At 61.6% G+C, this 19,750-nt stretch carries 15 protein-coding genes; 7 read left to right on the forward strand and 8 right to left on the reverse strand.

Going from position 1 to position 19,750, the window contains the following annotated elements; genetic code table 11:
* Positions 1–113: 113 nt before the first annotated feature.
* From UW3_RS0104020 to UW3_RS0104030, 3 genes are all read right to left on the reverse strand, one after another.
* Complete coding sequence (locus UW3_RS0104020) at positions 114–2,522, reverse strand: glucose/quinate/shikimate family membrane-bound PQQ-dependent dehydrogenase (RefSeq protein ID WP_010220995.1); 2,409 nt, start codon at positions 2,520–2,522, stop codon at positions 114–116.
* Positions 2,523–2,552: 30 nt separating this feature from the next.
* Positions 2,553–3,911, reverse strand: a complete 1,359-nt coding sequence (locus tag UW3_RS0104025; RefSeq protein ID WP_010220996.1) for a carbohydrate porin — start codon at positions 3,909–3,911, stop codon at positions 2,553–2,555.
* A 339-nt stretch (positions 3,912–4,250) separates the two neighbouring features.
* On the reverse strand, positions 4,251–6,311 hold the full coding sequence (locus UW3_RS0104030; protein WP_010220997.1) for a TonB-dependent receptor: 2,061 nt from the start codon (positions 6,309–6,311) through the stop codon (positions 4,251–4,253).
* A gap of 197 nt (positions 6,312–6,508) precedes the next feature.
* Here UW3_RS0104030 and UW3_RS0104035 point away from each other — a divergent pair, with 197 nt between their 5' ends.
* Together UW3_RS0104035 and UW3_RS0104040 are read left to right on the forward strand one after the other, a co-directional pair.
* Positions 6,509–6,730, forward strand: a complete 222-nt coding sequence (locus tag UW3_RS0104035; protein ID WP_010220998.1) for a VF530 family protein — start codon at positions 6,509–6,511, stop codon at positions 6,728–6,730.
* A gap of 4 nt (positions 6,731–6,734) precedes the next feature.
* Entirely contained in the window at positions 6,735–7,388 is a 654-nt protein-coding gene (locus tag UW3_RS0104040; RefSeq protein ID WP_010220999.1) for a Pr6Pr family membrane protein, read from the forward strand.
* A 9-nt stretch (positions 7,389–7,397) separates the two neighbouring features.
* On the opposite strand, the gene UW3_RS0104045 is transcribed toward UW3_RS0104040, so the two are convergent.
* Positions 7,398–8,168: a siderophore-interacting protein gene (locus tag UW3_RS0104045; RefSeq protein ID WP_010221000.1), complete on the reverse strand. Its 771-nt coding sequence runs from the start codon at positions 8,166–8,168 to the stop codon at positions 7,398–7,400.
* The gene (locus UW3_RS0104050; protein ID WP_010221001.1) at positions 8,165–8,737 is read right to left on the reverse strand and encodes a PadR family transcriptional regulator; all 573 of its coding nucleotides are present in this window, start codon (positions 8,735–8,737) and stop codon (positions 8,165–8,167) included. Before UW3_RS0104050 ends, UW3_RS0104045 begins: the two co-directional genes overlap by 4 nt.
* A 225-nt stretch (positions 8,738–8,962) precedes the next feature.
* Between UW3_RS0104050 and UW3_RS0104055 the strand changes: the two genes are divergently transcribed.
* A complete protein-coding gene (locus UW3_RS0104055; RefSeq protein WP_010221002.1) occupies positions 8,963–9,463 on the forward strand; it encodes a C40 family peptidase in 501 nt (166 codons plus the stop codon).
* Here the strand turns inward: UW3_RS0104055 and UW3_RS0104060 are convergent.
* On the reverse strand, positions 9,460–12,594 hold the full coding sequence (locus UW3_RS0104060; protein ID WP_026001191.1) for a transglycosylase domain-containing protein: 3,135 nt from the start codon (positions 12,592–12,594) through the stop codon (positions 9,460–9,462). The genes UW3_RS0104055 and UW3_RS0104060 overlap by 4 nt on opposite strands.
* Positions 12,595–13,032: 438 nt before the next feature.
* Here UW3_RS0104060 and UW3_RS0104065 point away from each other — a divergent pair, with 438 nt between their 5' ends.
* Complete coding sequence (locus UW3_RS0104065) at positions 13,033–14,454, forward strand: amino acid permease (RefSeq protein WP_010221004.1); 1,422 nt, start codon at positions 13,033–13,035, stop codon at positions 14,452–14,454.
* Positions 14,455–14,516: 62 nt separating this feature from the next.
* On the opposite strand, the gene UW3_RS0104070 is transcribed toward UW3_RS0104065, so the two are convergent.
* The gene (locus tag UW3_RS0104070) at positions 14,517–15,641 is read right to left on the reverse strand and encodes an OpgC family protein (protein ID WP_010221005.1); all 1,125 of its coding nucleotides are present in this window, start codon (positions 15,639–15,641) and stop codon (positions 14,517–14,519) included.
* Positions 15,642–15,904: 263 nt separating this feature from the next.
* Between UW3_RS0104070 and UW3_RS0104075 the strand changes: the two genes are divergently transcribed.
* Genes UW3_RS0104075 through UW3_RS26470 form a run of 3 tightly spaced genes read left to right on the forward strand, consistent with a single transcriptional unit; the run spans position 15,905 to position 18,754 of the window.
* Positions 15,905–16,279, forward strand: a complete 375-nt coding sequence (locus UW3_RS0104075) for a GtrA family protein (protein ID WP_010221006.1) — start codon at positions 15,905–15,907, stop codon at positions 16,277–16,279.
* Positions 16,276–17,241 carry a glycosyltransferase family 2 protein gene (locus UW3_RS0104080; RefSeq protein WP_010221007.1) on the forward strand — a complete coding sequence of 322 codons (966 nt, stop codon included), beginning with the start codon at positions 16,276–16,278 and terminating at the stop codon, positions 17,239–17,241. The genes UW3_RS0104075 and UW3_RS0104080 overlap by 4 nt, the downstream gene beginning before the upstream one ends.
* Positions 17,228–18,754: a glucosyltransferase domain-containing protein gene (locus tag UW3_RS26470; protein ID WP_237716720.1), complete on the forward strand. Its 1,527-nt coding sequence runs from the start codon at positions 17,228–17,230 to the stop codon at positions 18,752–18,754. The genes UW3_RS0104080 and UW3_RS26470 overlap by 14 nt, the downstream gene beginning before the upstream one ends.
* 14 nt (positions 18,755–18,768) lie before the next feature.
* Here the strand turns inward: UW3_RS26470 and UW3_RS29215 are convergent.
* Positions 18,769–19,750, reverse strand: a 982-nt coding sequence (locus UW3_RS29215; protein ID WP_010221009.1) for an FMN-binding glutamate synthase family protein, incomplete at its 5' end; no start/stop codon positions are given.

Here is a 19,750-nt window from a genome sequence, read left to right on the forward strand (position 1 = left end):
GGTGCTTAGATGGGGCGGGTGGAGGAAAGATTCAAGCTTCAAGCTTCAAGCTACAAGCCGCAAGTGGGGAGCGCGGTGCTTGCAGCTTGAAGCTTGCAGCTAGCAGCTAAGGTCTACTCAGCCAATTTGTAAGCGATGACGTAATCGCCCATCTTGGTGCCCAGCGAGCCGTGACCACCGGCGGTCACCAGCACGTACTGCTTGCCGTCCTTGCCGGTGTAGGTCATCGGCGTGGCCTGGCCACCGGCCGGCAGGCGCGATTTCCACAGCTCCTTGCCGGTGTTGGTGTCATAGGCACGCAGGTACTGGTCCAGGGTGCCGCTGAGGAAGCCCAGGCCGCCAGCGGTGACGATCGAGCCGCCCATGCTTGGCACGCCAATCGGCAGGCCGATCGGGATCGGCGAGCTGTCACGGCTGGTGCCGTTTTTGTGCTTCCACACCACCTGGTTGGTGGTCAGGTCGATGCCGGCCACGTAGCCCCAGGCTGGCGCCTGGCATGGCACGCCCAGAGGCGACATGAACGGGTGCATGATCACCGCGTAGGGTGCGCCGGTGTTCGGCTGCACACCGCTGGTTTCGCTCTCGCGCTTGCTGCCGGCGGCGACATCGGCGCGCGGCACCATCTTCGAGACGAAGGCCATGTAGTTCGGGCTGGTGAACAGCAACTGACGCACCGGGTCGACCGAGACGCTGCCCCAGTTGAACACGCCGACGTTACCCGGGTAGACCAGGCTGCCCTGTAGCGATGGCGGGGTGTACTGGCCTTCGTAGCGCAGTTCGCGGAACTGGATGCGGCAGAGCATCTGGTCGAACGGGCTGGCGCCCCACATGGCCTGTTCGGTCAGCTCCGGGCCGAGCAGGTTGAGGTCCGAGCGGGCCTGGGTTGGCGCGGTGCGGTCGCCTTCGACGGCACCTTGTGGTACCGGGATTTCGCGGATCGGTACGATCGGCGTACCGTCGCGACGGTCGAGCACGTACAGGCTGCCCTGCTTGGTCGGGGCGATCAGCGCAGGCTTCACGCCGTCGGCGGTTTTCAGGTCAAGCAGGGTTGGCTGGCTGCCGACGTCCATGTCCCACAGGTCGTGGTGGGTGAACTGGTAGTTCCAGCGTACCTTGCCGTTGGCCAGGTCCAGGGCGACGATACCGGCGCTGTACTTCTCGGCGCCCGGGGTGCGGTCAGCGCCCCACTGGTCCGGGGTCTGGTTGCCCAGCGGCAGGAAGACCATGCCCAGCTTCTCGTCGACACTGGCCAGCGACCACATGTTTGCCGAGTTGCGGCTGTAGGTCTTGCCGGGTGCCAGCGGTGCGGTGTCGTCGGGGTTGTTGCTGTCCCAGTTCCACACCAGGCGACCGTCGTGCACGTCGTAGGCGCGGATCACGCCGGACGGTTCGTTGGTCGACTCGTTGTCGGTAACATGGCCGCCGATGATTACCAGTTCGCGGGTGATCGCAGCAGGCGAGGTGGAGTAGTAACCGCCAGCAGTGAACGGGCCGATGCCGGTGGTGAGGTCGATCACACCCTGGTTGCCGAAACCTTCACAGACCTTGCCAGTGTCGGCGTTCAGGGCGATCAGGCGGGCGTCGGCGGTCGGCAGGTAAAGGCGGCGCGGGCAGGCGACGGCAACGGCCTGGCCGGCGTCGCTGATTTTGGGGGCCGGGCTGCCGTCGGCATTGACGTAGTTGTTCTCGTCGTAATACGACACACCACGGCAGGTCATGTGGGCGAAGCCCTTGAAGCCTACCGGGCTCTTGATCTGCGGGTCGAAACGCCAGATCTCCGCACCGGTGTCCGGGTCCAGGGCCAGCACCTTGCTGTGGGCGGTGCAGGCATACAGCTTGCCGTTGACCTTCAGCGGGGTGTTCTGGTTGGTCAGCTCGACCGGGTCGTTGTCGGTTGGCAGGTCGCCAGTGCGGATGCGCCAGGCTTCCTGTAGCTTGTGCACGTTCTGCGGGGTGATCTGGCGTAGCGGCGAGTAGCGGTCGCCGAATTCGGTGCGGCCATAGGCCTGCCACTCGCCATCAGGCATTTGCGGCGCGGTGCTGCTCATCTCGGCGCTTTCGCGGCCCAGCTCGCCCTTGACTTCACCCGGGTGGGTGAACTGGCTGGCCACCGCCGTGGCACCGGACAGCGCCACGGCCAGGCTCAGCAGGCCGATGTTGGCCTTGGACGGGTTGCCCAGCAGTGGGCGGCGCGCCCACGGCAGCAGCAACACTACGCCCAGGGCGAACCACAGGGCCAGGCGCGGCACCAGTTGCCACCAGTCCAGGCCCACTTCCCACAATGCCCACAGGGTGCTGCCCAGCAGCACCAGGCCATACAGACCCAGGGCGTTGCGGCGCAGGGCCAGCAGCAGGATGCCGGACAGGGCGAAGCCGATACCGGCGATCAGGTAATACAGCGAACCGCCCAACTGGCTCAGTTTGATACCGCCAGCCAGCAGGGCCAGGCCCATCAGCAACAGCAGCACACCGATCAGTCGCGGCAGCCAGCGGGTTCTACTCAAGGCACCATCAGTGCTCATCGTGTGTTCTCCGTTAGGTGAAAAGGGGGGTTAGAAACTGCTCTGGATCTTGATCCCGCCGATCAGTGCGTCATCGACCTGGCTCACGCCACCGGGATGGCGGATGTACTGCAGGTTCGGGCGCACGGTCAGCCAGTCGGCCAGGTGGATGCCGTAATACAGCTCGGCGCTGTACTCGGTGTCCTGGATCGGACGGAACAGGGGATCGTTGTAGTCGCTGACGCCGCGAGCCTGATTGATGGCCTGGGCGTTCTTGCGGTAGGCAGGGTTGACGTGCACGCGTGCCAGGGCGAAACCGATGTCGTCCTTGGCGCGGGCATCGAAGGGCCCCTTGTACACCACACCTGCCTGAACATAGTTGTCGATGGCATTGGTCTTCTTGTCGTGCAGCGTGGCGTTGGCGAATACGCTCAACCCTCGCGAGTGGTCTGATGCCAGCGACGTCACCTGTTGCTGGGCACCGAGCCAGAAGCCGTGCTTGCTCGAACTGCTGCGATAAGCCTGGCCGCTCAGTGCTGCCGGTTGTTCGTTGCTGTCCTTGTAGACATCGCTTGCCTTGGCATTACTGTAGTAGTAACCGGCGCGATATTCCCCTTTCAGGCCGTTAACCGCCGGGCTCCAGACCAGTTCGACCGGAATCACCGCGCCCTGGGTACCGCTGCCGCTGAGCTTGAAACCGTTGCCGCGATCGAGGTTGGAGGGGTTCTGCTCATAGGCGCCGATTTGCGCGTACAGCTCTGGGGTCAGGTTGTACTTGACCCGCAGCGCCCACTGGCTGACTGGCCAGTTGTACCAGATGTCACCGACCCAGTTGCCCACCTGGGAGCCGCAGAACGCCAGGTTCTGAAAGTCGCACGGGAAGCTGTTGAAGTCCTCGCCCTGGCCGAAACGGCCGAATTTCACATCCAGCGCGCCGTCGAAATACTTCTGCTTGATCCACATCTGGGTCAGCCGCCAGGTCTGGCCACGGCCCCAGATTTCCTGGGCCGAGGTAAAGCCACCGACCCGTGGGTCATTGATGCGGTCGTTGCTGATGTTGTCGCCGTGGCGCTGGGTAACGGTCAACTGAAACTCGGCGTCGTGCCAGCCGAGGATCTTCTGCAGGTCCAGGTGGCTGCCGAGGGCGAACTGGCCGCTGTAGCGCGCGGTTTCGTCATCGTCGTAGCCACCATGCAGGTTGGCGCCCATCTCGCCGGTGTAACCGAGGGTGAAGTCGTAGCCGCGTTCAGCCAGCTCCGTGCGGGTGCCGCCCCAGTCGCCAAGCATCCATGGCGAGTCGCTGGCGAACATCGCCGCGGCCTGGGCGCAAGGCGCGAGGCTGGCGATGGCCAGACCCGAAAGCAGTGTCCGGGTGGCGGGGGAAAAGCGGAAACGATCATTCTGAGGCATGAGATAGCGCTATCTTTTGATTATTGAAAAAACGGCAAGGCCACCGAGTTCCGAGGATCATCGGCGATAAGGCTGCAGGGAAATAAACTGAAGCGGTTCAGCTTGCGGCGGGGAGGATATAGCTGAACTTGTAAGAAAAAAAGTCAATTCAGCAAGAGTCACCGTTGCCGGATCGGTAACAGTCCGGCTGAGGCAGGTGACACTGATCCCTTGTGGGAGCCGGCTTTGCCGGCGATGAGGCTGGCACAATCAGCACATCAGGCGCTGACTGGGCGCAGACCAATACGACCAATACGACCAATCGCCGGCAAGGCCGGCTCCCTCGGGATGGGTGTTGACTTAGAAGGTGGTACGCAGGCCAACCTCGACACTACGCCCTGGTGCCGGGGCGATGTCGCGCAGGATCGAGCTTGAGTAGCGCACGGTCTGGTCAGTGAGGTTCTCGCCGCGGACAGAGGCCAGCCACTGGCTCTGGCCGATGTCGAAGCGGTAACCCACGCTGGCGCCGAGGGTGGTGTAACCGTCGGTGCTGGTCTCATTGGCCGGTTTTTTGTGCTGGGCGCTGGCGTGTTGCACATCCACCCGTGCCTGCCAGCGGTCCAGTTCCCACAGCAGGCCGCTGTTCAGGCGCAGCGGGGCGATGCGCGGCAGGTCTTCGCCAGTGTCGAGGTTCTTGGCCCGGGTGTAGTCGCCGGACAGTTCCAGAGCAAAGCTGCCGTAGCGGTTTTGCGCCAATTGCCAGCGGTCCTGGGCCTCGATGCCGTAGAAGCGCGCGCGAACCCCGTGGTAGAGGTATTCGGGCACATCGCCGCCGTGGTCATGATCATGGTCGTGATCGTGCTCTTCATCGCCGTGATCATGGTCGTGGTCATGGCCTTCGCGCAGGTTGCCGCTGGCCAGCAGGCCGATGTAGTTGCGGAAATGACTGTAGAACACGCCGACGCTGCCCTTGTGCGTGCCATTGTCGAAGCGCAAGGCCAGGTCGCTGGAGATGGCTTTCTCCTTGCTCAGGTTCGGATCGCCGACCTCGTAGGTGCCGGTGGCGACGTGGGCGCCGTTGGCGTACAGCTCATAGAAGGTCGGTGCGCGCTCGGTGTAGCCCAAGGTTGCGGCCAGGGACCAGACCGGGGTCAGCTCGTAGACTGCGCCAGACGACAGGCTGGCGGCGGTGAAGCTGCTCGAGCGATCGGCCTCGGCAAAGCGCTCGCTGCCCTTGCTGTCGGGTTCGACCCGGGTGTGTTCCAGGCGTCCGCCCAGGCTCAGGTTCAGGCGTTCGGTGGCTTGCCACTGCTCGAGCATGAACAGCGCCAGGCTGTTGGTGTCGGTCTGCGGTACAAAGGCTTCTTCGCCGAGGGCGGAAAACTCGTTGCGGCTGACCTGGGCGCCAATCACCCCTTCGACCGGCCCCAACGGTTGGTGCCGGGCCTCGACCCGCGCCTCGTAGCCCTTGTTCTTGAACGTGGTGTGCACCTCGCCGCTCTCAAGCTCGCGGTGCTGGTAGTCGGTGTAGCCGAGGTCGACCTTCACCGAACTGAACGGGCCGTCGAGGTCGCGCAGTTCCGAGGCGAAGCCGTAATGATCTTGCTGCATGTCCAGGCGTACGCCCGGCTCGGCCACCGAACCGTAATTGGAGTCGTAGCGGCTGTAGGAAAGGCCGGCGTAGCCGTGATCCCAATGATAGGAACCGCCCAGCGCGCCACCGTCCTGGCGACCGTCGCTGTTTTCCAGGCGATGCTTGCTGCCCGGTTCGTCGGCGTCGCGCACTTTCGAGCTGCGGGCGTAACCGGGAATACGCAGGTCATTGAACTGGCGGCTGTTGGCGTCCAGGTGCAGGGCGAAGCGGCCGTCACCCGCTTCCAGCTTGCCGGCGCTGCTGCGGGTGGTGTCGGCGCCGCCGTAGCGCAACTCACCGGCACCGTGAATGCCGTCGATGGGCGAGGTCGGGATGCGGTTGTCGAAGCTGTTGACTACCCCGCCAATAGCGTTGCCACCGTAGAGCAGGGCCGCCGGGCCGCGGACGATTTCGATGCGTTCAACGGTGGCCGGGTCCAGCGGCACGGCGTGGTCATAGGACAGCGACGAAGCATCCAGAGCGCCGACGCCGTTGCGCAGGATGCGGATCCGGTCGCCGTCCAGGCCGCGGATCACCGGGCGGCTGGCGCCGGGGCCGAACCAGGTCGAGGCAACACCGGGCTGGTTGTTCAGGGTCTGGCCGAGGCTGCCTTTCTGTTGCAGGGTCAGGTCGTCGCCGTCGAGCACGGTGCTGGGCGCGGCCAGTTCACTGTTACCCAACGGGTTGGCGGTGATCACCTGAGGTTGCAGCTCGACGGCTTGGCTCAAGGGTGAAGCCAGCCAGAGCGCGGCGGCGAGGGGGGAGAGGCGCAGGGGTAAGTGACGCATGGAGGGAAGGGGTCCTTGGCAGTGTTATAGTATTGATACAGTATAACATTACCGTTAAAGATAAAACGCCCATGCGCTGGCTAGAGCCTTTGCCCACACTAGAATGTCTGTAAGCAGCACCTTGAATGCGAAAAGTCTGAAGACTTGCAGCCGTGCCTCGGCTAAGGTGCGCACCTTTCGTTGGCTGGAGCACAGGCATGACCGCCGCTAATCAGAACCCGCTGCATGGCGTGACCCTGGAGCAGATCCTTACCGCGCTGGTAGCGCACTACCAATGGGACGGCCTGGCTCAGCGCATCGATATCCGCTGCTTCAAGAGCGACCCGAGCATCAAGTCGAGCCTGACCTTTTTGCGCAAGACGCCCTGGGCCCGGGAGAAGGTCGAGCGCCTGTACCTGAAAATGCAACGCGGCCGCTGAGCCGGTGAGCCGGCGCAGGCTGTTCATCGCCCTGGCCGCGTGCCTGGGCTGGAGCGCGCTGGCGATCCAGATGTACCTGCTGTTGCTGGCGCGCTGGCAAGAGCAGGCCAGCTTGCTGGGCGGCCTGGTGACGTTGTTCAGTTTTTTCACCGTGCTCAGCAACACCCTGGTCGCCGTAGTGCTCAGTCACGCGGCATTCGGCCGCGACTCGCCGCTGCGCCGCTTTTTTCTCGCGCCCTGGATCAGTTCCGGGATTGCCGCGAGCATTATTCTCGTGGGCCTCGCCTACAGCCTGTTGTTGCGTCACCTGTGGCACCCGCAGGGCTGGCAATGGCTGGCGGACGAGCTGCTGCACGACGTCATGCCGCTGCTGTTCGTGGCTTATTGGTGGTGTTGTGTAGAAAAGGGCAGCCTGCGTTTCAGGCATCTGCTGGCCTGGCTGCTGTACCCGGCGGGGTATTTTGCCTACACGCTGCTGCGTGGGCATGTGATAGGGGTCTATCCCTACCCGTTCATCGATGTTGCCGAATTGGGTTACGCGCAGGTGCTGCTCAATGCGCTGTCGATCCTGGGCGGATTTGTCGCCATCAGCCTGCTGTTGCTCGGCCTCGATCATTGGCAGGGCGGGCGCCTGGCCAAGGCCAGGACGCAACCCTGAGGTAGCCTGTTACTCGTCGTCGTGCGGGTCGAGGCGCCAGTAGGCGACAGCCTTGATCAGCTCTTCCTTCACGCCTTTTTCATCGACCAGCAAACGCTTGGCCTGGCGCGTCAGCGATTTCTCCAGAGCGACCCAGGTGTACAACTGACCGCCTGGCAGCGACAGCCCCTTGATGACCTCAAGCAAGGCCTGCTGGTGGCGTTGCACCCAGATGACCTCGACTTGCGCTGCGCTCGGCAGCGGTTGTTGTTCCCGGGCATCTTCGATTTCTATCAGCGCCAGTACCTTGCGCCCGGCCGGCAACTCTTCCAGGCGTCGGGCAATGGCCGGGATGGCGGTTTCATCACCGATCAGCAGGTAGCTGTCGAAGATGTCCGGGACCACCATCGATGCACGAGGCCCGGCGATGTTGAGTACCTGGCCGACCTGCGCCTGGGCCGCCCAGGTCGAGGCAGGGCCGTCGCCGTGCAGGACAAAGTCGATATCCATTTCGCCGTTCGTCAGATCAATGCGCCGTGGCGTGTATTCGCGCATGGTCGGGCGCACGCCATCGCGGCTGAAATCGAGGTTGTCGAGCGCAGCCTGCTCTTGTTCCGAGCAGGCAAACATCAACTTGACGTGATCGTCGCTACCGACGCTGGTAAAGCCTTGCAGCTCCGGCCCGCCGACGGTGATGCGGCGCATGCGCGGGGTCAGCTCGGTGACCCGCAGCACGTTCAGGCGACGGTGTTTGATCTCGTGGTTGACGCGGTGAATGGTGGTGTTTTCGCTAACAGTCATTCGGCTTTCTCCGTTGAGGTCGCAATAGGCCCTGCGACGATGGCTTTGGCGGTGTCGTTCAGTAGCGTACGGACCCGCTCGATTTCCGTTGGGTTCCAGCGCCCGCTATGCATTTGCAGGGCATGACGCAGGTTGTGCACGGCTTCGTGGATTTCTGCCGGGCGATCGTGGCCACGCAACGAGCGTTTGCTGACTTCAATGCGCATGCGCACGCCGTCCAGGGCAATAGCTTGGTCCGCGAGGGATTTCTGGCCCGCTGCAGTGATGCCGTAAAGACGCTTGCTGCCTTGGGTTTTGCCGCTGATCAGCTCGGCTTCTTCCAGAAAATTAAGGGTCGGGTAGATCACCCCGGGGCTGGGGCTGTAGCTGCCATCGAAAAGGGTTTCGATCTGGCGGATCAGGTCATAGCCATGGCAAGGCTGCTCGGCCAGCATCGACAACAGCAGCAATTTCAGGTCGCCGGGGGCAAAGACGCGGGGGCCGCGGTCGCCACGTTCGCGGCCGTGACGACGCTCGAAGCCGTCGTGCCGCTCGCCATGCTCGCGGTGATGGGAATGATGGTCACGCATTGGGTGTCTCCGTTTGGGTTAGATGTATCTTCAGATATTACTCAAGATATATCTTAAATCAAGCGGGAGAATAGGAATATTTCTCATGAAGTAAAGGCGGTAACCGGAAAAACGCGTAGGAACTCTTAAGGTTTTTCTTACAGAACTCTCGGATTGCCTTGATCTACACGCGCGCAAGTCATCCCTAAGATTCGCCACGTTTTCTTCATCCGTGAGTATTTCACCGTGGCACCTTCCATTTTTTTCATCGGGCTGCTCTGGGGCCTGTCATTTTTTGCCCAGGCCAATTTCTCGCTTACCCAGACTGCACGTGAGCACAGTGTGCGGCATGAGCTGGACACCAACCTCGATCGTCTGGTCGAGCGTGCACACCAACTGATCGGCGTGCCCTATCGCTGGGGCGGCATGTCGGTAAAGGGCGGGTTCGATTGCAGCGGCCTGCTGGTCTACCTGTTTCGCCATGAGGCCGATATCAAGATACCGCGCACCACGACGGCCATGCTCCAGTCCGCTGCCCGGACCATCAGGCAGAGCCAGCTCAAGCGCGGTGATGCAGTATTCTTCAATCGCAACGGCCAGGGCCGGATCGGCCACGTTGGCCTGTATATCGGCGAAGGGCGTTTCATCCACGCCCCCCGCGCCGGCAAGAACATCCGTATCGATTCGCTGCGCAACATCTACTGGAGCAAAAGCTTCATGACCGCCAAGCGCTTTCACGGTGGCTAGCGCTGCACCATCCGCGGCGGTTTGCACAGGGTGTGACTGCCAGGCTCCAGGTACGGCATCAGGAGCGGCGCCATGCCCTTGAGCACCTGCACCGGCAGCGCCGAGGTAAAGCGGAAGGATTCCGCCGCTCTGCCGGGCACGAAGGCGGTGAGGGTGCCGAAGTGGTTTTCGCCGAGGAAAAACACAAAGGTCGCGGTGCGGTTCAACGAGCGTGAGCCAATCAGCCGTCCGCCGGCACCGAAGCTTTCGATGCGGTTGTCACCGGTGCCGGTCTTGCCGCCCATCACCAGCGGGGTGCCGTCGGCCAGTTTGAAGCTGCCCGACACCCGCCGCGCGGTACCGGCATCCACCACTTGCGAGAGGGCGCCGCGCAGAGCCCGGGCGACTTCTACCGAGAGCACCCGTTGGCCGAGGTCGGGGTCGCTGGTCAAGCGGGTTTCGTAAGGGGTATCGGCAGCAAAGTGCAGGGTATCGATGCGCAGCACCGGCAGGCGCACGCCATCGTTCTGGATGATGCCGATCAACTCGGCGAGGGCTGCCGGACGGTCGCCGGAGCTGCCGATGGCTGTGGCCAGCGATGGCACCAGGTGGTCAAAGGGGTAGCCGACGCGTTTCCAGCGTTGATGGATATCGAGGAAGGCTTCGATCTCCACCAGGGTGCGAATGCGGCTGTCGCGCGCACCCTTGTGTCGGCTTTTGAACAGCCAGCCATAGACTTCCTGGCGCTCGAAGTGGCTGGCATCGGCCGCTTGCTGGAAGGTGGCGCTGGGGTGTTGCAGCAGGTAGCCGAGCAGCCACAAATCCAACGGATGGACCTTGGCGATAAAGCCCTGGTCGGGCAGGTCGTAAGCGCCGGGCCGGTAGGCTTCGTACAGATCTTGCAGACGTTTCTCGGTAACGGTGTTCTGCTTGGTGGCCGGGGTCTTGTTTTCGATCCGGTCTTTTTTCAGGTGCGCCTGGACGAAGGCGTTGAAGGTGGCCTGGTCGGCCTCCGGAAACAGATAACGGTGCACCGCGGCCAAGCGGATCGGCGTGACCCGCAGGCTGTCGAGGAAGGTATCCAGACGCTGTTGCGACGTTTTGCGCTGGTACTTCTTCCAGAACCTGCGCATGTAATCGGTGCCTTCCTTGTCGGCAAAGCGTGCCAGGTATTCCTGGCGGCGCGGCTCGGCATCGTCCTTGAGCAGGCTGGCGCTATTACCCGGCTGCTGATAGGTGCTGTAACGCACCAGGTCGCGCATCAGACGAATGAACGGCAGGTTGATCGATTCACGCAGGGCGTCCTTGAGCGTCGGAATGCGGCCGTTGTCTTCCTTGCGAAAGTTGTTGAACACATGCAGGCCACCGCCGGTGAAAAAGGCTTCTCCGGGGCTGGCGGAGTACTTGCGCTCCAGCGCGGCGTTGAGCATGGCGCTGAGGTCGCGGTCCTTGTTCTGGATCAGGTAGTCGATGGCCCAGCGGGTGATGAAGTCCAATTCGGCCACCGGGACTTTCTTAAGCTCCGCAGCCGGGGTGTTGGCGTACTTGTCGTGCAGTTCGCCGATGATTTCCAGGTAGCTGGTCAGTACCCGCAGCTTGGCGGTCGAGCCCAGTTCCAGCTTGCTGCCTTCGTTGATGTCGAACGGTTGGTCGGTGCTGTCGGTCTGCACCCGCACCCTTGAGCCGTCGGCAGTGCGCTCGAGCAGGGTGAAGCTGTAGCGCACCTGGGTGGTACTGGTCGGGGTCAACAGGCGTTCGCCGAACAGGCCCATTTTTTCTGCAAAGGCCGGGTCGGCCAGGTCTTTCAGGTACTGACTGACCTGGCCCTGCAAGTCCGATTGCAGGGTGCTGGTGGCCGACAGATCGAGACGGTCCAGGTCGTACAGCGGTCGGCCGAGGGCCGAAGACAGACGGCTGCGGGCAACGCTGATGCCCTTGTTGGTGACGATCGGCTGAATGGTCGGCTGGGCCACCCAGTCGCGGTAAATGGTCTTGCTGGACAGGGCGGCATCGGCCAATGGCTTGTCGATGATGTTGCTGGCCGAGAGGACGCGGATATGGCTGTCGGTCAGCAGCGCCAGCTCGGCACGGCCCTTGGATAAAAAGTGCGAGGGCCGGCGCTGGGCGATCATCAGCGACAGCACCTGGCGCAGGGCCAGACCACGGGCAGCCAGGCTTTGCGGATCACTTGCGGTGGACGACAGAGCCTGGTTGACCTGAGCAAAATCGGCGCCGTACCAGACCCGCAGGCCTTCGGCCATGCCATGCACTTCACCATGCCCGGGTACCGCCGACAGCGGCACGCTGTTGAGGTAATCGCGCACGATGCGCTGGCGTGCTTCCAGTGTCTGCGGGCCGCCTTGATAAGCGCGCACGCTGGCGGAAATCATCTGGCGGATCTTCTCGCTCCCCGAGGCCGTCAGGCCGTCGGGCGAATGCCGGTACTTTTCCAACTGGGTCGCCAGGGTGCTGCCGCCCGCCGACTGGCCGGGCAGGGCCAGGTACTTGGCGACCTGGGTGTAGGCCGCCTTGGCAAAGCGCGGCCAATCCACGGCAGGGTTGTTCAGCGGGTCGTTGGGATCAAGCAGGTCGCGGTTCTCGATGAACAGCAGGCTGTGGACGATGATGGGTGGAATCGAGGCGAAGTCCGGGTACAGGTATTGCGGATAGTGGAACTGATACAGCGCATCGCCTTTGCAGTCGGTGATCGACAGACCGGCCTGGATCTTCTCGGCGTACGGTACGAAAAAACCGTGGTCAACATAGTCCATAAGCGCAGGCGAAAAGCGCGTCTGCTCGTTGATCACGTAGTCACGCTTCAGCAGGCGCGGTAGGAATTCACCCAGTGAGCTGTAGCCCAGGCGCTTGTCGAACGGGCCGTCGCCGGGGTAGCGGATGGCATCGCTGGGGCCTGGCTGCATGGAATAACTGAGGGTCGCGGCAAATTGGCTGAATTCCCGTGATTGCAGGCGCGAGGTGTGCATTTCGGCGGTGGCGGCATACCCCAGGGCGATCAGGGCGAGCAGCAGCACCAACCACAACAGCCGCCACCACAGACGGCGCTGGCGTGGGCTTTTCGGCAATGGCGAAGGATCGAGGTGTTCAGAGGGAGTTTCCGTACTGTCTGCTTCCGATTGCCACAATGCGCCCATAGTCTTCAGCTCGGCTACGTATTTTCGTCTTGCTTGCCTGAAGCTTAGACGGTGGCCGGGTTTGGTGAAAAATTTGTAGTCATATGGCAGGGATTTCCCAAAACCGTGTCAGAAATGCGCCTTTGGTGGAGCTTGAATTGCCCCGTTTTGGTGCTATGTTAGCCGCCTTGTTTCCTGCAGTGGTAAAAAGCACGGGGAATGCCCCTCCGTAGAAGCGGTTTTTGCCGAGAGTTCTCGCCAAATAACGGGCTTTATATAGTGAAATACCCTGCAGGGGCCTTTCTATACTGCTCGCCCCTTTCGCTCTGCCGGTTTTGCACACCCGGCAGACGGGGCCGCTCACAAGGCGGTGCCCGGCGAGGCAGCGCATCCAGCCTATCGGCGGTGCCAGGCCTGCACGAATGGTCATATCCAATAACAAAATGAGGTTGTATTTCTATGCCAGTCGGCAACCACCCTTCTCATGGTGAGACCGCCCAAGGCGGCCCACTCAAGCGAGAACTCGGCGAACGCCACATTCGCCTGATGGCGCTGGGCGCCTGTATCGGTGTCGGCCTGTTCCTGGGTTCGGCCAAGGCCATCGAAATGGCCGGGCCAGCTATCATGCTGTCCTACATCATCGGCGGCCTGGCGATCCTGGTGATCATGCGCGCCCTTGGCGAAATGGCCGTGCACAACCCGGTAGCCGGCTCCTTCAGCCGCTACGCCCAAGACTACCTCGGCCCGTTGGCGGGTTTCCTCACCGGCTGGAACTACTGGTTCCTGTGGCTGGTGACCTGCGTGGCGGAAATCACCGCAGTGGCCATCTACATGGGCATCTGGTTCCCGGAAGTGCCGCGCTGGATCTGGGCCCTGGCAGCCCTGGGCAGCATGGGCGCGATCAACCTGATCGCGGTCAAGGCCTTTGGTGAGTTCGAGTTCTGGTTCGCCCTGATCAAGATCGTCACCATCATCGCCATGGTGTTGGGTGGCGTCGGCATCATCGCCTTCGGTTTTGGCAACGACGGCGTGGCCATGGGCATCTCCAACCTCTGGAGCAACGGTGGCTTCATGCCCAATGGCGTGACCGGCGTGCTGATGTCGCTGCAAATGGTGATGTTCGCCTACCTGGGCGTCGAGATGATCGGCCTGACCGCCGGTGAAGCGCGCAACCCGCAAAAGACCATTCCGCAGGCCATCGGCTCGGTGTTCTGGCGCATCCTGCTGTTCTACGTCGGTGCATTGTTCGTGATCCTGTCGATCTACCCGTGGAACGAAATCGGCAGCCAGGGCAGCCCGTTCGTGATGACCTTCGAGCGTCTGGGCATCAAGACCGCTGCGGGTATCATCAACTTCGTGGTGATCACCGCTGCACTGTCGTCGTGCAACGGCGGCATCTTCAGTACCGGGCGCATGCTTTATAGCCTGGCGCAGAACGGTCAGGCGCCGGCCACCTTCGCTCGTACCTCGAGCAACGGCGTACCGCGCAATGCCCTGCTGCTGTCGATCGCAGCCTTGCTGCTGGGCGTGCTGGCCAACTACCTGGTACCAGAGAAAGTCTTCGTCTGGGTCACTGCCATTGCCACCTTCGGTGCGATCTGGACCTGGGTGATGATCCTGCTGGCCCAGCTGAAGTTCCGCGCCGGCCTGAGCAACGCCGAGCGTGCCGCCCTGAAATACCGCATGTGGCTGTGGCCGCTGAGCTCCTACCTGGCGCTGGCGTTCCTGATCCTGGTGGTCGGCCTGATGGCATATTTCGAGGAAACCCGCGTGGCCCTGTACATCGGCCCGGCGTTCCTGGTAATGCTGACGGTGCTGTTCTACGTGTTCAAGCTGTCACCAAGCACCATGGAGCAGCGTGCCGCAGGTTCGGCGTCCTGATCTTCCCGCGATAAGTGAAAAGCCCGTATCTATGGATACGGGCTTTTTTTTGCCTGCGGTTATCAGGTGGCAACCGCACGCATCGGCTGGGTCAGGCGTTTATTGAAGTCCAGCCAGGCACCGAGCAGGGCCATGATTGCGACGCCCACCAGCGCGGTGAAGATCTGCATGGCAAAGGCATCGCCGGCCATGGCATTGATCATGTCCGCCAAGGGCGCCAGCAGTACCCCCAGGCAAAACACTTCAAGCGAGTAGCGGCCCATGCGGCAGGTTTGCTGCGCCAGCCAGTTCTGCGTCCAGCCGCTGCCCGGCAGCAGCTTGGCCGTGACGTAGGCCAGGGCCAGGAAGTGCAGCAGGCGCACCGGCGACAGATCGGTCTTGCTGATCGGGTAGAGCAGGGTGTTGAGACTGGCCGGCATCAGTTCATCGTGAAGCTCTGGCCAGCGCCAGGACAGGGTAACGATGCCAGCCGCCAGCGAATAGGCGGCTGCCGCCAGAAACAGCGGTTGGCGCCGCAACGGCCGGGTTTGCGGCGGCCGAGCCCGTTGCCCGTAAAGCGCCGCGGCGCCGCCGAGCACAAACAGGAACTGCCAGGTAACCGGGTTGAAGTACCACACGCCATCGGAAAAATTCGCCAGGTTCCAGCCGAGTCCGGGCGCCACCAGGTACACCGCCATCGACACACCAACCACGGCCAGGGTGTTGCGCATCAGCAGCGGCAGCAGCAGAGACAAACCGGCCAGCAGCACGATGTACAGCGGTAGCGGGTCCATCAGGTTGGGTTTGAAGCGCAGCAACAGCTCGTCTGTCAGCGCTTGCTGGGGGTTGGTGATGAAATGCACCAGGCCCATTTCCTCAACCAGGTCGCGGGTCTGCACGTGGCTGTTGGCAAAGAACACGATGCCCATCAGCATCGCCAGCAGAAAGATATGCACCACATACAGCACCCAGGTACGCCGCAGGATCTTCACGCAGGCGATCAGGTAACCGTCTCGCTGCAGGACTTTGCCATAGGCCAGTACTGCGGCGTAGCCGGCGAGAAATACGAAGACTTCAGCGGCATCGCTAAAGCCGATGTTACGCAGGGTGACCTGGCCTAAAGGGTTGTGGGGGACGTGATCCCAGAAAATGAAGATCAACGCCAGGCCTCGAAAAAAATCGATGCGCGGGTCGCGTCCGTTAAACATGGCAGCGGGCTCTTGAACAGTGGGTTTAGTAATGACCGGCGGACGACGGCAATCGCTCGCGCCGCACCTCGGGCGGGGGGCAGGGTGGCGGTAATCGTTGGCAATTGCAAAGGGGGCTTATTACTGAATGTCTCTATTCGCCCGTTGCGCGGCAGACCGTTGATCGAAAATCACCCGTACCTGTCAGTTTGGGTAGTAGACGAATTTCGGCTTACGTGGCCTGCTTGGATTCAGCCGCAACAGCCATCGAGGCGCGACGCGCAATGGCCAACGTATGGAAAGGATTTTCCACCTATGCCGTGATCGGTATTGCCAATACCCTGGTCCATTGGCAGCTTTTTTTCGTGCTCAGGGTAGCGTTCGAGTTCAGCCAGGCCTTGAGTAATTTTCTGGCGTTTTGCGTGGCGGCGACGCTGTCCTTTTACGTCAATACCCTCTACACCTTCGTCGTCCCGCCCTCGATCGGGCGCTATCTGTTGTTCATGTCCTGCCTGGGAGGTGTCAGCCTGGCAGTGGGGTGGCTGGGCGACCACTGGCGGCTGCACGGGATGATCACAGTCGTGAGCTTTTCCCTGATCAGCCTGACCTGCGGCTTCTTGCTGTCCAAGTGGGTGGTCTTTCACAGGTCCGAGCCATGAAGGTTTCACTGATCGTGCCAGTGTTCAACGAAGAGCAGGCCGTCAGCCTGTTTTACCAGGCGGTGCGTCAGGAGACCTCGTTGCAAGCCCACTGCATCGAAATCGTGTTCATCAACGATGGCAGCAGCGACGGCACGGCTGAAGTCGCCCGCTCCATCGCCCTGGCCGACAGTGACGTGGTGTTGATCAACTTCTCGCGTAACTTCGGCAAGGAACCGGCCCTGTTCGCCGGCCTGGAATATGCCAGCGGCGATGCCGTGGTACCCATGGATGTCGACCTGCAAGATCCGGTTGAAGTGATATCGCAACTGATCGAGCAATGGTGCAAGGGCGCTGATGTGGTATTGGCCAAACGCCGGGATCGCTCCAGCGATGGTTACCTGAAACGCCGCAGTGCCTCGCTGTTCTATCGCCTGCTCAATCGCATCGCCTATACCCATATAGAAGAAAACGTCGGCGATTTCCGCTTGATGGACCGCAAGGTGGTGGACGTAATCAAGACCCTGCCAGAACAGCAACTGTTCATGAAGGGCGTGCTGTCGTGGGCAGGGTTCAACGTTGCCATTGTTGAATACGACCGTGCGCCGAGGGCTGTGGGCCGCAGCAAGTTCAACGCTTGGCGGCTATGGAACCTGGCGCTGGACGGCATTACCTCGTTCAGCACCTTGCCCTTGCGCCTGTGGAGTTACCTCGGCGCGTGCATCTCGTTGCTGGCGTTGCTGTATGCCGGTTACCTGGTGCTGGACAAGATCCTGTTTGGCAATGATGTGCCCGGGTATCCGTCCTTGATGACAGCCATTCTATTCCTCGGCGGGGTGCAACTGATCGGCATCGGCATATTGGGGGAATACATCGGCCGAATTTACATGGAGGCCAAACATCGGCCCCGCTACGTGGTGAAAGAGATCGTGAAGGCCAATGTCACGACCTATCGAAAGGAGACCAAGCGTGCAGGGGAATGAGCGGGCGTTAAGTCAGAGCCACGTGCTGTTGTTTTTTGTCGTTCTGTCCTTTGTTTACGTGTTCCCCATTGTTCGCGCCGATTATGCCTATGTGGATGATAATTGGCGGGCATTGCTCCAGGCTCAGGACGCCTGGCGCAACCAAGGCAGGATCTTGCTTGAGGGTCTGTACCGGGCGCTGACCTTCAGCGAGGCAACGATCAATATTTTCCCGCTGCCCTTGTTGATCAGCGTTTTTGCCCTGGCCTTGGCGATGGCGCGCCTGACCTTCTGGCTGTTTCCGCGTCCCGGGATTACCAGCTGCCTGGTGATCCTGCCGGTGTTATGCAACCCGTTTTTCCTCGGCAACCTGACCTACCAATATGATGGTCCAGGGATGGTGCTGGCGCTGGTCGCGGTCATTTGTGCAATCACCTGCCGGATTGAGCGGCGCTCTGTTCGCGGGTTGCTGGCGGCCCTGTTGATTGCCGTCGCGCTGAGCCTCTATCAGTTGACCATCAGCCTGTTTATCGGCTTGTGTATTGTCGAGTATGTCCGTGGCGTAAAAGACAAGGTTGCGGTCCAGGCATTGCTGGTGACGCTCGTGGAGCGTGTCGTGCAATTGATAGTCGGCGGCCTCATCTATTTTTTTACCGCTTACCAACTGGCTATCGATACGCGGGGCAACCCCCTGCCTTTTGATCAGCAGTGGTTCGAAGTGGTGTGGCAGAAGTTCTGCTTCTCCATGCAGATGCTGGGCTTGCTGACAGCGTCTGCCGGCAATGGAGTCGCGGTTGCCCTGCTACTGGGCGCAAGTGCCGGGTTTGTTTTGCTGATGAGCAATATCCCTCAGATGCAAGGGCGGCTATCAGGCAAGCTTGGTGTTGCACTGCTTTACCTGCTCGGCCTGGTGGTGCTGGTCTGCAGCGTGCCGGGCATGATGCTGTTTGTCGCCGAGCCCAACCTTGAGGCCAGAAACTTCATCGGCTTTGCGGCAGTCCTGGTGTTGCTGTTTTTTCTCAATCACGAGTTGTTTGGGCGGGTCTGGCCGGGATTGCGCTGGTTGTTGATCATGCCAACGCTGTTCATGTTTGCATTCAGCTATGCCTACGGGCAGGTCATCATTGCCAAGAAAGAGCTCGAGTCAGCCATGGCGCATTACATTGCCAATGACCTGGTATCGCGAAGTGAGCTACGCAGCGTAACCAAGTACTACTACCTGAGGGCGCCCGGTGACGGTAACTGGTTGCCTAGAGGTCACGGCGCCATGACCCAAATGCCGCTCCTGAGATACATTCTGAGTGGCTCCAACTCAGTGTTGCACGCTCAGTTTTTCCCGCGCTTGGGGATCAACAATGTCATCGGCGGTGAGCATTCGGTCTTTGCTCAACTGGCGGCGTCAGGACGCGTGGGGGCACCGTTGGTGGACAACAGGTTTTATTCGATCTACGTGGCCGGTGCGCAGGGCTTCATTGTCATGAAGCCCATACAGGAAGATGAAAACTACAATCAGCACTGGCCCGCTGTCCCCTAGCGCATTGCCGGTCCTCAGGCCGCAGCCACCTCCTGTGGCTCGAAACTGTCCGCCCGGGCCATCTGCCACATCCGCGAATAGAATTCGCCATTGACCTCGCCGCTGAGCAATTCCCCCGGTTTGAGGAACACGTGCATCTGCGAGAACAGCTTGATCTCGGTGGCCGAGATGCGCCGCACCAGGTGCTTGGCTTCCAGTTGCGAGGGGTGATCGAGGCCGGCGGCGGCGAGCATTTCGGCCAGGGCCTTGAGGGTGTTGTGGTGGAAGTTGAGCACCCGCTGGGCCTTGTCGGGTACCACCAGGGCGCGCTGGCGCAGCGGGTCCTGGGTGGCGACGCCGGTCGGGCATTTGTTGGTGTGGCAGCTTTGCGACTGGATGCAGCCGATGGCAAACATGAAGCCACGCGCCGAGTTGGCCCAGTCGGCGCCGATGGCCAGGACGCTGGCGATGTCGAAGGCGCTGACGATCTTGCCGCTGGCGCCAAGCTTGATCTTGTCGCGCAAATTCAGACCCACCAGGGTGTTGTGCACGAACAGCAGGCCTTCGCGCAGCGGCACGCCGATATGGTCGGTGAACTCGACCGGCGCGGCACCGGTGCCGCCTTCCTTGCCGTCGACGACGATGAAGTCGGGGAGGATGCCGGTTTCCAGCATGGCCTTGGCAATACCCATGAACTCCCACGGGTGACCGAGGCAGAACTTGAAGCCCACCGGCTTGCCGCCGGACAGCTCGCGCAACTGGGCGACGAACTGCATCATCTCGATCGGGGTGGAAAACGCGCTGTGACGCGACGGCGAGATGCAGTCTTCACCCATCATCACCCCGCGGGTTTCGGCGATCTCGCGGGTGACCTTGTGCTTGGGCAGGATGCCGCCATGGCCGGGTTTGGCGCCCTGGCTCATCTTGATCTCGATCATCCGCACCTGCGGGTTGCGCGCTTGTTCGGCGAAGCGCTCGGGGTCAAAGCGCCCGTCCGAGGTGCGGCAGCCGAAGGAG

The sequence above is a fragment of the Pseudomonas donghuensis genome (assembly GCF_000259195.1).
GTDB lineage: Bacteria > Pseudomonadota > Gammaproteobacteria > Pseudomonadales > Pseudomonadaceae > Aquipseudomonas > Aquipseudomonas donghuensis.